The sequence below is a fragment of the Clostridium taeniosporum genome (assembly GCF_001735765.2).
In the GTDB taxonomy this organism is placed as follows: domain Bacteria; phylum Bacillota; class Clostridia; order Clostridiales; family Clostridiaceae; genus Clostridium; species Clostridium taeniosporum.
The window spans coordinates 994,148-1,007,513 of sequence record NZ_CP017253.2; the positions used below are offsets into that span (position 1 = coordinate 994,148).

Sequence of the window (13,366 nt, forward strand, 5' to 3'; positions counted from 1 at the left end):
AATGCGTAAGTTCTGGGAAAGTATTTATTGTCCAAATTATATTACTGGATATAACCCATTTATACTTAAAGGTATGAATAAAGCATTAGAGAAGGTAGTCTCTGCTGTGAATAATAGAAAAAAAATAATTGTTTATGGTACTTCAAATGTTGATGGTATTTGTGCCACTGCTTCTCTAATACTTGTATTAAAGTATTTAAACGCAGATGTTGAATACTTGATATATGATGAAGAAAATAGTAGAGGTAAACTTAATTCTAAAGCTATAAAAAATAATGTAGATTTTTTGGGCGCTGAATTATTAATAACTTTAGGTTTAGGGTTGGAATCACAAGAGGAAGTAGATTTATGCAAAAAATTAGGTATAGATTTAATTGTTCTTGAAAATAAAGAGAGTGAAGTTATAGACAAATACATATACATTAATCCAAATCAAAAAGGCTGTCAATATAGATATAAAGATTTATCTATAAGTGCTTTAACATTTAAATTAATGCAATCAATAGCAATATACTATAATATGAAAAGTATTAATAAATATTTGGATTTAATTCTTATGGGAGTAAAGTTTGTGAATGCTTCTATAAAAGGGGAAAACAGGGTATTTATCAAAGAGGGAAACAAGTTCCTATTTAATACAAATAATAATGGGCTAAGATCAGTAATGGAATTTAATAATATAATGGAATGTGATTGTCATGCTATGGATAGCATGATAGAATTTATTACGCCCACAATAGGGCCTGTTGGAATTATGGACAATGCAAGAATAGTACTAGAATTATTAACTACTGGTGATAAAGATAGAGCAGATCAGATTGTTAAATATTTATATAGTTCAAAGAAAAATGAACTTTTAAAATAAAAAGTTATTGAATCTAAAATAACATTTTTGGAGGAGTAAACATGGATTTAAAAGAAAAAATAAGAATAATTGATGGATTTCCTAAGGAAGGCATAAGCTTTAAAGATATAACTACATTAATAGGAGACGGTGAAGGTCTAAAAGTTTCAATCGATATGTTTGTAGAATATTTAAAAGATAAGAATATTGATTTAATCGTTGGGCCAGAAGCAAGAGGATTTATATTTGGCGTTCCAGTTGCATATGCATTAGGTGCTGGTTTTGTTCCAGTTAGAAAACCAGGTAAGCTACCAGGAGAAACTATATCTGTTAACTATGATTTAGAATATGGTAGTGACTCACTTCAAATTCACAAAGATTCTATAAAAAAAGGTCAAAGAGTTGCTATAGTAGATGATTTATTAGCAACTGGTGGAACAGTTGAAGGCGTTGCTAAATTAGTTGAACAAGCTGGGGGAGAAGTAGTTTCACTTGCATTTTTAATAGAATTAATTGATCTTAAAGGAAGAGATAAGTTAAAAGGATATGATGTAATGTCATTAACTAAATATGACATTTAATTTTATTGAAAATACTTATAAAATAATATATAATTAGAAGAAAAAGGCTGGTTACATAACCAGCCTTTGAATTTACAGAAATTTAGCAAAAGGAGAGAGCCATCCTTATGATTGATAATTTATTAAAAAAGATTCATACTAATTGTCATAATATAGATGTAGAAATGATAAAAAAAGCATATTTCTTTGCAGAAGATGCACATAAGGAGCAAAAAAGGGAATCGGGGGAGCCATATATAATTCATCCAATAGATGTAGCAGAAATTCTTGCAGAACTTGGAATGGATACAAGTACAATTGTAGCAGGTTTACTTCATGATGTTATTGAAGATACAACATGTTCTTATGAGAGTATGAAAACTATTTTTAATGAAGAAATAGCCAATTTAGTTAATGGGGTAACTAAACTTGGAAAAATACAATATAAAACAAAAGAAGAACAACAAGCCGATAATGTTAGAAAAATGTTACTTGCCATGGCTAAAGATATAAGAGTAATAATTATAAAATTAGCAGATAGGCTTCATAACATGAGAACACTTAAATTTATGCCTAAAGAGAAGCAAAAATTAAAAGCAAAGGAAACATTGGATATTTATGCCCCTTTAGCTCATAGACTTGGTATGTCTAAGATAAAATGGGAATTGGAAGATCTCTCTTTTAGGTATTTACATGAAGATGAATATTATAAATTAGTAGAAGAAATAGCGGAAAAAAGAGTAGAACGAGAAACATATATAAATGAAGTGGTATGTTATTTAAAAGAAAAATTAGATGAATCAGGAATAGATTCTGATATTGAAGGCAGACCAAAGCATTTTTATAGTATTTATAAAAAAATGACAAATAAAAATAAAAGCATAGAACAAATTTTTGATTTAACAGCTATCAGAATATTGGTAAACTCAGTAAAAGATTGTTATGGAGTTTTAGGGATAGTACATACAATATATAAACCAATACCAGGTAGATTTAAAGATTATATAGCTATGCCAAAACCTAATATGTATCAATCATTACATACAACAGTAATTGGAAATCAAGGAAAAACTTTTGAAATCCAAATAAGAACTTTTGAAATGCATAAGACAGCAGAATATGGAATCGCAGCTCACTGGAAATATAAAGAGGGCGATAAAAATGAAGAAGATAAAGCAAAAGAATTTGAAAAAAAATTGGTATGGCTTAGAGATATGCTAGAATGGCAAAAAGAAACTTCAGATGCAGAAGAATTTATAGAGGGATTTAAAATAGATCTATTTTCTGATGAGGTTTTTGTTTTTACACCAAAGGGTGTTGTAATAAACTTATGTGCCAAAGCAACACCAATAGATTTTGCTTATAGGATACATACTGATATTGGAAATAAATGTGTAGGTGCTAAAGTAAATGGAAGGATAGTACCACTTGACTATACTTTAAAAACTGGAGAAATAGTTGAAATATTAACATCATCTAATTCTAAAGGCCCTAATATGGATTGGTTAAATATCGCTAAGAGTAATCAATCAAAAAGTAAAATAAAACAGTGGTTTAAAAAAGCTAAAAAAGAAGAAAACATATTAAAAGGTAAAGATCTTCTAGAAAAAGAATTAAAAAAACAAGGGGTTAATTTTGCTGATATAGCTAAGGGTGAAAGTTATGATAAATTAATTAAGAGATATAATATTCACTCAATTGAAGATTTACATGTTTTAATTGGTGTTGGAGGAATTTCCCCATCTTCTTTTGTTTCAAGAATGAAAGAAGAAAATGAGCCACATAAAGATAAGGAAAATCAATATACATTAAATAAAACTATAGAAGAGCAGATAGCTAAAAATCATAGGGTAAAACTAGCTGATAGCTATGGAATAACAGTAAAAGGTGAAAGTAATCTTATGGTTAGATTTGCTAGATGTTGTAATCCAGTTCCAGGTGATGATATATTAGGATATGTAACTAAGGGAAGAGGAGTCTCTGTTCATAGAACTGATTGTAGTAATTTAAAAAATTTAATAAAAACAGATGCGGATAAAGTTGTAGATGTATCATGGGGAATAGCTAAGGGAAATGCATATTTTGCTGAAATACAAGTTAAATCAGAAGATAAGCTTGGAATTTTATCTGATATAATGAGTATTATAACTGATTTAAAAGTGAATTTAAGTGCATTAAATGCAAATCCAGCTAAAGATGGCGTAGCACTTATAAATATAAAGATAAAAATTACTTCTATTGATGAATTAAAAAATCTTATGAAAAAGATAAAATCATTAAAAGGTATAATGGATGTTTATAGAATGAATAGTTAGGAAGGATAATTATGAGAGCAGTAGTACAGAGAGTAACATCATCAAATGTTAAGGTTGATGGCAATATAGTTGGTTCAATAGGGGAAGGATTAAATGTATTAATTGGAATCTCTAAGAATGATACATTAGAAGATTTAAAATATATAAGAGATAAAGTAATTAATTTAAGAATTTTCCATGATGAAAATGATAAAATGAATTTATCTATATTAGATTTAAAAGGACAATTATTAGTTATTTCTCAATTTACATTGTATGGAGATTGTAGAAAGGGTAGAAGACCAAATTTCATGGAAGCTAAAGGTGGCGAAGAAGCAAAAGAACTTTATGAAGAATTTATAAAGCTTTTAAATGAATCAGGTTTAAAGGTTGAAACTGGTGAATTTGGAGCAGATATGAAAGTGGAAATTAATAATGATGGTCCTGTAACAATACTTTTAGATAGTACTAAAAGCTTTTAAATAAATTTTATTTTAGGTGGTGTATATAATGATTATAAAAACAATTCCAGCAGGAATGTATGAAGCAAATTGTTATTTAGTAATAGATGAAGATACAAAGGATTGTGGAATAATTGATCCAGGTGGAGATGGGAGCAGAATCAAAAGTATAATTAAATCTTTAGATATTAATGTGAAATATATTTTATTAACTCATGGTCATATGGATCATGTAGGTGCAGTGGTAGAATTAAGTGAAGAATTTAATATACCATTTTATATAAGCAAAATAGATGAAGAGTATATGGAAAAAGATAATTTCGTTTTTGGAACATTACCAAAAGCCTCAGGTTACTTGCAAGAAGGTGATAAAATAAAATTAGGAAATAAAGAATTTAAAGTAATAGAAACACCGGGACATACAAAAGGTGGACTTTGTTTTTTAATTGAAGACAAACTATTTACAGGAGATACGCTTTTCCAGGCATCTATTGGAAGAACTGATTTTGCAGGTGGTAATTTTGAAGAAATTATAAAAAGTATAAAAGAAAAACTATTAATACTTGGAGATGATATAGAAGTACATCCAGGGCATGGTCCAATGTCTACAATAGGATATGAAAAAAGAGGAAATAGTTTTTTAATATGCTAGGGAGAAGATATGGAGATCAAAATTAATTTAAATAATTTAAAGTATAGATATGATGTATACCAACTATTTAATATATATTTTCCTTTAAGTGAAATTAAATTTGTAGATGATGAATTTAACTATTCTTTTTATATTGATGAAAAAGTAATGAAATTTTCACATAAGGAATATATAAAAGAAGAATCTTTAGGAGAGAATGTTAAATATTCTCTCAGAAGATTCATTTTTTCCTGTCTAAAGGAAATAACAAAAGATGAATATCCATGGGGAACTTTAATTGGAATTAGGCCTTCTAAAATAGCATTAAAATTATTAAGAGAAGGAAAAAGCGAAAAAGAAATAATAGATATATTTAAAAAAGATTATTTAGCATATGAGGATAAGGCAAAGATATGTGTAGAGATTGCTAAATCAGAAGAAAGATTTGTAAATAATGAGCAAAATAAAATTTCTATTTATATAGGTATGGCTTTTTGTCCAACTAAATGTTTATATTGTTCATTTACATCAAATTCTATAGTAGGAAACAAGAAATTAGTTAATCCATACTTACAAGCGTTAATAAAGGAAATCAAAGGAATTAGCTCGTATGTAAATGAAAAAAACTTAGAAATAGAAACGGTTTATTTTGGTGGTGGAACACCAACCTCGGTAAATGATGAACAGTTTAAATCTGTTATGAATGAAATATATAATGGGTTTATAAAAGAAAAAGCTGTAAAAGAATTTACAGTTGAATGTGGAAGACCAGATACTATAACTTTAGATAAATTAAAAACCATGAAAGAATATGATGTTACTAGAATAAGTATAAATCCACAGACAATGAATGATAAGACCTTAAAATTAATAGGAAGAAATCATACTGTAGATGATATAAAAGAAAAGTTTAAAGTGGCTAGAAGTCTTGGGTTTGATGATATAAATATGGATATAATAATAGGGTTACCTGGAGAAGGTCATAAGGAACTTATAAAAACAAAAGATGATTTGATAGAATTAAATCCAGATAGCGTTACAGTTCATGGGCTATGTTTAAAAAGAGGCTCTAGAATGTATGAAAACTTTATTTTGAAAAAGGGACTTGACATTCCTAAACAAGAAGAGATAATGAAAATGTATGAAGAAAGTAGGAATTTAGCAAAACAACTAAAAATTTCACCATATTATATGTATAGGCAAAAAAATATGGTTGGAAATATGGAAAATGTGGGTTATGCTAGAAAAGGAAAAGAATGCATCTATAATATAGAAATGATTGAAGAAAAACAAACAGTTATTGCTTTAGGTGCAGATGCTGTTAGCAAAATAATTTTCTTAAATGAAAATAGAATAGAAAGATTTGCTAACTTAAAAGATATTAGAGAATATATTAACAGGGTAGATGAAATGATTGATAAAAAGATAAAATTATTAAATACATTATATTAGGTAGAATTTTATTTTAATGAATTAATAAAGTTATGATTTTATATCATGAAGTTTAGTTTATTCTTGTAAGGAGGAAGAATAATGGCAATGGAAATGCAAGCACCAAAGGGTACTAAAGACATGCTACCACAGGATGCGTATAAATGGCATTATGTAGAAAATACATTTAGAGATGTAGTAAAGACTTATGGAATAAGAGAAATTAGAACACCTATATTTGAACATACAGAGTTGTTTTTAAGAGGAGTTGGAGATACTACTGATATAGTTCAAAAAGAAATGTATACTTTTAATGATAAAGGAAATAGAAGTGTAACTTTAAAGCCAGAGGGAACTGCACCAGCAGTTAGAGCATTTATTGAAAATAGATTATTTAATGAAGCCCAACCTACAAAATTGTTTTACATAACTCCCACTTTTAGATATGAAAATGTTCAAAAAGGAAGACTTAGACAATTTCATCAATGTGGAATTGAAATTTTTGGATCTAAAGAACCTACAATGGATGTTGAAGCAATAAAAGTTGCTATGGATACATTAAGTAAATTAGGTTTAAAAAGTTTAAGTTTACACATTAATAATTTGGGATGTCCAACTTGTAGATCAAAATATAATGAAGCACTAAGAAAATTCTTAGAGGAAAATTATAATAATCTTTGCAATACTTGTAAGAGTAGATTTGAAAAAAATCCTATGAGAATTTTAGATTGTAAAGAAAGAAAATGTAAGGAAATTACTAAAAGTGCTCCAATAATATTAGATTATGTTTGTGAAGAGTGTAAAGATCATTTTGATAAAGTTAAAGAATATTTAGATATTTTAGGACTTCCTTATACAGTAGATCCAGGAATTGTTAGAGGATTAGATTATTATACAAAGACAATCTTTGAAATAATAAATGATGATTTCACTGTATGTGGTGGTGGAAGATATGATAAACTTATAGAGGAACTTGGTGGGCCAGAAATGCCAGCAGTAGGATTTGCTATAGGTGAAGAAAGAATAATAATGACTCTTGAAAATGAAGGTATTGAAATTCCTAATGAAAATATGGTTGATTTATACATAGGAGCAAGAGGAGACTCAGAAAAGAAATATGCTTTTAAGCTGGCTCATGACTTGAGATTTTTAGGAGTAAAATGTGAAATTAATCATATGGGAAGAAGCATAAAAGCAGAGATGAAATATGCTAATAAAATTGGAGCTAAGTTTACAACAATATTAGGTGAAGATGAATTACAAACTAATAAGATTAATCTAAAGAGAATGGAAGATGGAGAAATTTTTACTCTTGCATTAGATAATATAGAAGAAATACAAAAAATAGTTAAATAATTGCTATGTTTTAAAGGATTGTATTTATTGTAATGTAAGTAAGAAAATAAATTATAACCTTATATTACAATATGTACAGTTAATTGAAACAAAGCTTAAACATAATCTTTAATGAGATTTATATAAATATTGGCACAAGATAATTATGTGCAAAAAGAATATATACAATATATTTAGTTTTATATTGTATATTGGAAAAGTGTTAGGAGGAAAAGAAAATGGGTGAAGCTTTAAATGGCTTAAAGCGTACAATGATGTGTGGCGAACCTAGAGAAGAACATGTAGGTCAAAAGATTACATTAATGGGATGGGTTCAAAGAAATAGAAAACTTGGAGGACTTGATTTTATTGATTTAAGAGATAAAACAGGTATTATGCAAGTTGTTTTTGGTGAAGAAATAAATGTTGAAGCTTTTGAAAAAGCAAAAAGTGTAAGACCAGAATATTGTATAGCAGTAACTGGAGAAGTTGTAAAAAGAGAAAGTGTTAATGAAAATATGCCTACTGGTTTTGTGGAATTAAAATGTGAATCATTAAAAATTCTTTCAGAATCAGAAACACCACCAATATATATAAAAGAAAATTTAGATGCAGCTGAAAATATTAGATTAAAATATAGATATTTAGATTTAAGAAGACCAGATATGCACAGAATTTTTGAAATAAGAAGCAAAACTACTAAGGCTATTCGTGATTATTTAGAACAACATGATTTCTTAGATGTAGAAACTCCAATGCTTACAAAGAGTACACCAGAAGGAGCCAGAGATTATTTAGTACCTTCAAGAAATTATCCAGGTATGTTCTATGCACTTCCACAATCACCACAAATATTTAAACAATTATTAATGGTATCTGGATTTGATAAGTATTATCAAATAGCTAAATGTTTTAGAGATGAAGATTTAAGAGCTAATAGACAACCAGAATTTACTCAAGTTGATATGGAATTAAGCTTTGTAGAACAAGATGATATAATGGCATTAAATGAAGGTTTAATAGCTCACGTATTTAAAAAGGTAGCAGGAGTTGATGTTAAACTTCCAATTAAGAGAATGACATTTAAAGATGCTATGGAAAAATACGGTTCAGATAAGCCAGATTTAAGATTTGGGATGGAAATAACTAATATAACAGAAGATGTTAAAGATATGGATTTTGTAGTATTTAAATCTGCAATAGAAGCTGGCGGAAGCGTTAGAGCATTATGCTTAAAAGGTGGAGCTACATTAGGTAGAAAGCCACTTGATAAATTAGGTGAATTCGTTAAAACTTATAAGGCAAAAGGTCTTGCATGGATTCAACTTAAAGAAGATGGAGTTAAATCTTCAATAGCTAAATTCTTAACTGATGATGTTACAAACTCAATTATAAAAACTATGGGAGCAGAAACTGGAGATGCTATATTAATAGTAGCAGATAAAGATTCTGTAGCATTCCAAAGCTTAGGAGCTTTAAGATTAGAGCTTGCGAAGCAATTTGATTTAATAAAAGATAAAAATGAATTTAACTTTACATGGATTACTGAATTCCCATTATTTGAGTATAGTGAAGAAGAAGAAAGATATACAGCTTGCCATCATCCATTTACTGCACCAATGGAAGAAGATTTAGAATTCATTGAATCAGATCCAGGTATAGTAAGATCTAAAGCATATGATTTAGTATTAAATGGAGAAGAATTAGGTGGAGGTTCTATAAGAATTCATGATATGGAACTTCAACAAAGAATGTTTAAGGCATTAGGATTTACTGAAGAACAAGCTTGGGAAAGATTTGGATTCTTATTACAAGCATTTAAATTTGGACCACCACCACATGGCGGTTTAGCATTTGGTCTTGATAGAATGATAATGTTCTTAGCTGGAACAGAAAATATTAAAGATGTTATAGCATTCCCTAAAAATCAAAATGCTTATTGTTATTTAAGTGAAGCTCCTAATATAGCTGATGAAAAACAATTAACAGAACTTGGAATTTCAATACTTCCAAAAGAAGATAAAAAAGAAGAAGAATAAAATTCGTTAAATAAAAAAAGCTCAAAGTCTATCATAATAAAAAATATTATTATGATAGACTTTTTGTTATAAAGAAAATTTATAAATTTTGTTTAATAATCCAAAATTAAGGGAAAAATATAATATATACATATATATGAAGTGAGGAATAAATAATATGTCATTTAATTCAATACATTTTTTCGTATTTTTCCCTATAGTAACTATATTATATTTTCTTATTCCATTTAAGATAAGATGGATATGGTTATTATTTTCTAGTTATTATTTTTACATGTGTTGGAATCCTAAATATGCAATTTTAATAGGTATATCAACTATAGTTACATACTTAAGTGGAATATTAATTGAGAGAACAAATAATACAGTAAAAAATACAGAAAAAGCTAAAAATATAAAAAAATTATGGGTTATATTAAGTTTTATTATTAATTTAGGAATACTATTTTTATTTAAATATTATAATTTTTTTACCTATATAATAGTTAGATTAGGAGGCACCATTAATTTTACAATTAATTTTCCTAAATTTGATGCACTATTACCTGTTGGAATATCTTTTTATACTTTTCAAGCTTTAAGTTATACAATAGATGTATATAGAGGAGATGTTAAAGCAGAAAAAAATCTAGGTATATATGCATTATTTGTGTCATTTTTTCCTCAATTGGTAGCAGGTCCTATAGAGAAATCGAAAAAATTACTTCCACAGTTTAACAAAGAGTATAAATTTGATTATTATAGAGTGAAAAATGGTTTGATAAAAATGTTGTGGGGATTTTTTAAGAAAATATTTATTGCGGATAGATTATCAATTTTAGTTGATACAGTTTATAATTCACCAAAAGATTATTTTGGATTTGAAATTATATTTGCAACTTTATTTTTTACATTTGAAATATACTATGACTTTTCGTCTTATTCTGATATAGCAATAGGATCAGCACAGGTAATGGGATTTGAACTTTCAGAAAATTTTAGGCAACCATATTTAGCAAAATCCATAAAAGACTTTTGGAAAAGGTGGCATATAACTTTAAGTTCATGGTTTAGAGATTATTTATATATACCTCTAGGTGGAAATAGAAAAGGTAAGTTTAGAACATATTTAAATATTATGATTGTATTTTTGGCAAGTGGATTATGGCATGGAGCATCACTAAATTTTGTAATATGGGGTGGGCTACATGGTTTTTATCATGTTATAGGCGAAATAACTAAACCAATAAAAAATAAAATAATACATAAATATAAAATAAAAACAGATGTATTTAGTTTTAAATTATCACAAATAGTAACAACATTTATATTAGTAAGTTTTGCATGGATATTTTTTAGAGCTAATTCATTCAGTAATATAAAGATGATAATAAATAATCTATTTGTATATAATCCTTGGGTATTAAGTGATAAAAGTTTATATAATTTAGGTTTAAATTCATCGGAATTTATTATAGCTATTATAGGAATAGTTATAGTAATGTTTATAGATAATTTACAAAAAAAAGAAAATTTGATAGAGATTTTTAATACACAGAATTTTGTATTTAGATGGGCTGTATATGTTTTTACAATTATAATAATTTGTATATTTGGTATTTATGGTTCAGGTTATAGTGCACAGCAATTTATATATTTTCAATTCTAGGAGGTTAATATGATTAAAAAGTTTTTAGTAAAAGGATTTACATTAATTTTTATAATTGTTTTTATATTAAGTATATTATCTCCAATATTTAAACATCCTGGGCACTTAGAAAAATTAACAGAAGGATTGTATAATAAAGAGAAACAGTATGATGTATTATTACTTGGTTCTAGTCATATGAATGGATCTGTAGATCCAAAAGTTTTATATGATGAATGTGGTATAACTAGTTTCAATTATGCCACTGGAGGTCAACCAATAGATGTTACATATTATTTATTAAAAGAAGCATTAAAAACACAAAAAAATGTTGATATAGTAATACTAGATTTATATTATTTAGGATTAGAAAATGAGTATGGAGAAGAAGCATATATTAGAAATGTTTTAGATAATATGAAATTTTCTTATAATAAGTTACAAGCAATTTTCAATTGCACACCACCTCAAGAGTACATATATTATATATTTCCAATTTTTAAATACCATAATAGATGGGGAGATTTAAAAGAGTATGATTTTACAAAGTATAATATACAAGACAACTCTGATATAAATGGATTTGACGCAGGAAATAAAAAATATGGATATGATATAGAGGGAATACAAAAAAATAATATAATAGGAGAAATACCAGATAAAACTAAATATTATTTATATAAATTTATTGAATTATCAAAAGAAAAAAAATTTAGTCTTATATTTACCAATGCTCCTTATGATTATTCAAGCAATGATTTTAAGGGATGGTATAAGGATGATGCTGCTATGTTTAACAAAGTAGCTACTATAAGTAAAGAAAATAATATACCATTTATAAATTATTCTTTGCCAGAAAAAATGCATGAAATTAATTTTGATTTTAAAGAGGATATGAACAATATAGGTCACACCAATATATGGGGAGCTAATAAAGTTAGCTTACATTTAGCAAAATTTTTGAAAGAAAATTATAAGAATATAATAAAGAACAGAGATATTAGAAATAGCTCTTAATTTCTAATATCTCTATAGAAATATATTCCTTAAGGTATTAATGTTTTTGAGAATTATTTAACCAATAACTCCATTTTGTATCAAGATTTCCGTCGATATCTTTACAATATGTATAAAATTCATTTAGAAAATTAATTGTATCAGTTGATGAAAATTCATCGATTTTCTTCTCATTAAAATTAGTTAAAGCCAATTGTCTTTTTATAATTTCATCAGCACTAGCATTTTTATAATTTTTCATCATATCATACATACACATAAAAGTAGTTGTTCTTCCAAAACCATCTTTACAATGAAAGTGTAACCAGCTATCTTTTGAACATTCTTTTACTATATTAACAAAGTAATCGACAATTTCATTTGTAGGTAAGTTTTTATCCGTTACTGGTACTCTTGTATAATTTAAAGAATTAGATTTTATAAGTTGTTTTTCTGATAAAATTTTTTGGGGAGTTATACTTAGTTCGGGATTTTTGAAAAAAGTTAAAGGAGTATTTAAGTCTACACTTTTTAATTGTCTTTTTTCCTTAAAAAAAATAGCATTTTTGCTAAGACCTAAATTAGCATCGTTTTTTTCATTGGAAAAACTAATAGGATATTCATTAATAAATCCATGAGATTCTTGTCTTAAATCAACAATTAAGATAGGTAATTTAGTTTTTATAGATTCTATTAATATATTTAGATTATCTTTTGAAAATTGTTCACTTCCAGACATGTTTAATGTTTCTAATCCTTTTAAATTTAAAGAAGATTTTTTTTGTATATTGGTTAGATTTGAAGTTGTTCTGAAATTATTGGGTATTTTATCATTTTTAAAATTATCAACTATAATATTTACGTTGCTTTTAATATTTGATTCATTAAATGCTAAAGCTATATTAAAATTAAGAAAGAATGAAGAACAAATGGTAATTAATAATAACATAGGAATATAAAATTTGAGTTTTGCTTTTTTGTACATTAAAAAATCACCTCATCTTGTAATAAAAATTTCTGTATAAGTTTAATATGTCTCATAAAAATAATTTATATTCAAGATATTAGATTAGAAAAATCAATTATACTATGTAAACTCAATATTAAAATATAATTTTGTGATATAAGATTTTAATAAATTCATAAAT

At 26.7% G+C, this 13,366-nt stretch carries 11 protein-coding genes; 10 read left to right on the top strand and 1 reads right to left on the bottom strand.

What is annotated here, in order from left to right; all coding sequences use genetic code 11:
• Nucleotide 1 precedes the first annotated feature (1 nt).
• The 10 genes from BGI42_RS04770 (at nt 2) to BGI42_RS04815 (ending at nt 12,239) form a co-directional block, all read left to right on the top strand.
• Nucleotides 2-865, top strand: a complete 864-nt coding sequence (locus tag BGI42_RS04770) for a DHH family phosphoesterase (protein ID WP_069679226.1) — start codon at nt 2-4, stop codon at nt 863-865.
• A 41-nt stretch (nt 866-906) separates the two neighbouring features.
• Complete coding sequence (locus BGI42_RS04775; RefSeq protein WP_069679227.1) at nt 907-1,425, top strand: adenine phosphoribosyltransferase; 519 nt, start codon at nt 907-909, stop codon at nt 1,423-1,425.
• Nucleotides 1,426-1,532: 107 nt separating this feature from the next.
• Nucleotides 1,533-3,719, top strand: a complete 2,187-nt coding sequence (locus tag BGI42_RS04780) for a RelA/SpoT family protein (RefSeq protein WP_069679228.1) — start codon at nt 1,533-1,535, stop codon at nt 3,717-3,719.
• 11 nt (nt 3,720-3,730) lie between these two features.
• On the top strand, nt 3,731-4,180 hold the full coding sequence (gene dtd, locus BGI42_RS04785) for a D-aminoacyl-tRNA deacylase (protein ID WP_069679229.1): 450 nt from the start codon (nt 3,731-3,733) through the stop codon (nt 4,178-4,180).
• Nucleotides 4,181-4,208: 28 nt separating this feature from the next.
• Nucleotides 4,209-4,811, top strand: coding sequence for an MBL fold metallo-hydrolase (locus BGI42_RS04790; RefSeq protein WP_069679230.1), 603 nt, complete (start codon nt 4,209-4,211; stop codon nt 4,809-4,811).
• Between the two features lie 9 nt (nt 4,812-4,820).
• Nucleotides 4,821-6,242 carry a coproporphyrinogen III oxidase gene (locus BGI42_RS04795; RefSeq protein WP_069679231.1) on the top strand — a complete coding sequence of 474 codons (1,422 nt, stop codon included), beginning with the start codon at nt 4,821-4,823 and terminating at the stop codon, nt 6,240-6,242.
• An 81-nt stretch (nt 6,243-6,323) separates the two neighbouring features.
• Nucleotides 6,324-7,577 carry a histidine--tRNA ligase gene (gene hisS / locus BGI42_RS04800; RefSeq protein WP_069679232.1) on the top strand — a complete coding sequence of 418 codons (1,254 nt, stop codon included), beginning with the start codon at nt 6,324-6,326 and terminating at the stop codon, nt 7,575-7,577.
• A 218-nt stretch (nt 7,578-7,795) separates the two neighbouring features.
• On the top strand, nt 7,796-9,595 hold the full coding sequence (gene aspS / locus BGI42_RS04805; protein WP_069679233.1) for an aspartate--tRNA ligase: 1,800 nt from the start codon (nt 7,796-7,798) through the stop codon (nt 9,593-9,595).
• 157 nt (nt 9,596-9,752) lie between these two features.
• Nucleotides 9,753-11,243, top strand: coding sequence for an MBOAT family O-acyltransferase (locus BGI42_RS04810; protein WP_069679234.1), 1,491 nt, complete (start codon nt 9,753-9,755; stop codon nt 11,241-11,243).
• Nucleotides 11,244-11,252: 9 nt separating this feature from the next.
• Complete coding sequence (locus BGI42_RS04815) at nt 11,253-12,239, top strand: hypothetical protein (RefSeq protein WP_069679235.1); 987 nt, start codon at nt 11,253-11,255, stop codon at nt 12,237-12,239.
• Nucleotides 12,240-12,276: 37 nt separating this feature from the next.
• Here the strand turns inward: BGI42_RS04815 and BGI42_RS04820 are convergent, their stop codons facing one another.
• Nucleotides 12,277-13,203 (bottom strand): fused DSP-PTPase phosphatase/NAD kinase-like protein, encoded by a 927-nt coding sequence (locus BGI42_RS04820; protein WP_069679236.1) that lies wholly within the window; start codon nt 13,201-13,203, stop codon nt 12,277-12,279.
• Nucleotides 13,204-13,366 lie beyond the last annotated feature (163 nt).

What these genes read in the sequence shown, in the direction of transcription:
- dtd (WP_069679229.1), top strand. Translation starts at nt 3,731, where the DNA reads ATGAGAGCAGTAGTACAGAGAGTAACATCATCAAATGTTAAGGTTGAT.
- BGI42_RS04790 (WP_069679230.1), top strand. Translation starts at nt 4,209, where the DNA reads ATGATTATAAAAACAATTCCAGCAGGAATGTATGAAGCAAATTGTTAT.
- BGI42_RS04815 (WP_069679235.1), top strand. Translation starts at nt 11,253, where the DNA reads ATGATTAAAAAGTTTTTAGTAAAAGGATTTACATTAATTTTTATAATT.
- BGI42_RS04780 (WP_069679228.1), top strand. Translation starts at nt 1,533, where the DNA reads ATGATTGATAATTTATTAAAAAAGATTCATACTAATTGTCATAATATA.
- hisS (WP_069679232.1), top strand. Translation starts at nt 6,324, where the DNA reads ATGGCAATGGAAATGCAAGCACCAAAGGGTACTAAAGACATGCTACCA.
- BGI42_RS04795 (WP_069679231.1), top strand. Translation starts at nt 4,821, where the DNA reads ATGGAGATCAAAATTAATTTAAATAATTTAAAGTATAGATATGATGTA.
- BGI42_RS04770 (WP_069679226.1), top strand. Translation starts at nt 2, where the DNA reads ATGCGTAAGTTCTGGGAAAGTATTTATTGTCCAAATTATATTACTGGA.
- BGI42_RS04775 (WP_069679227.1), top strand. Translation starts at nt 907, where the DNA reads ATGGATTTAAAAGAAAAAATAAGAATAATTGATGGATTTCCTAAGGAA.
- BGI42_RS04810 (WP_069679234.1), top strand. Translation starts at nt 9,753, where the DNA reads ATGTCATTTAATTCAATACATTTTTTCGTATTTTTCCCTATAGTAACT.
- BGI42_RS04820 (WP_069679236.1), bottom strand. Translation starts at nt 13,203, where the DNA reads ATGTACAAAAAAGCAAAACTCAAATTTTATATTCCTATGTTATTATTA.
- aspS (WP_069679233.1), top strand. Translation starts at nt 7,796, where the DNA reads ATGGGTGAAGCTTTAAATGGCTTAAAGCGTACAATGATGTGTGGCGAA.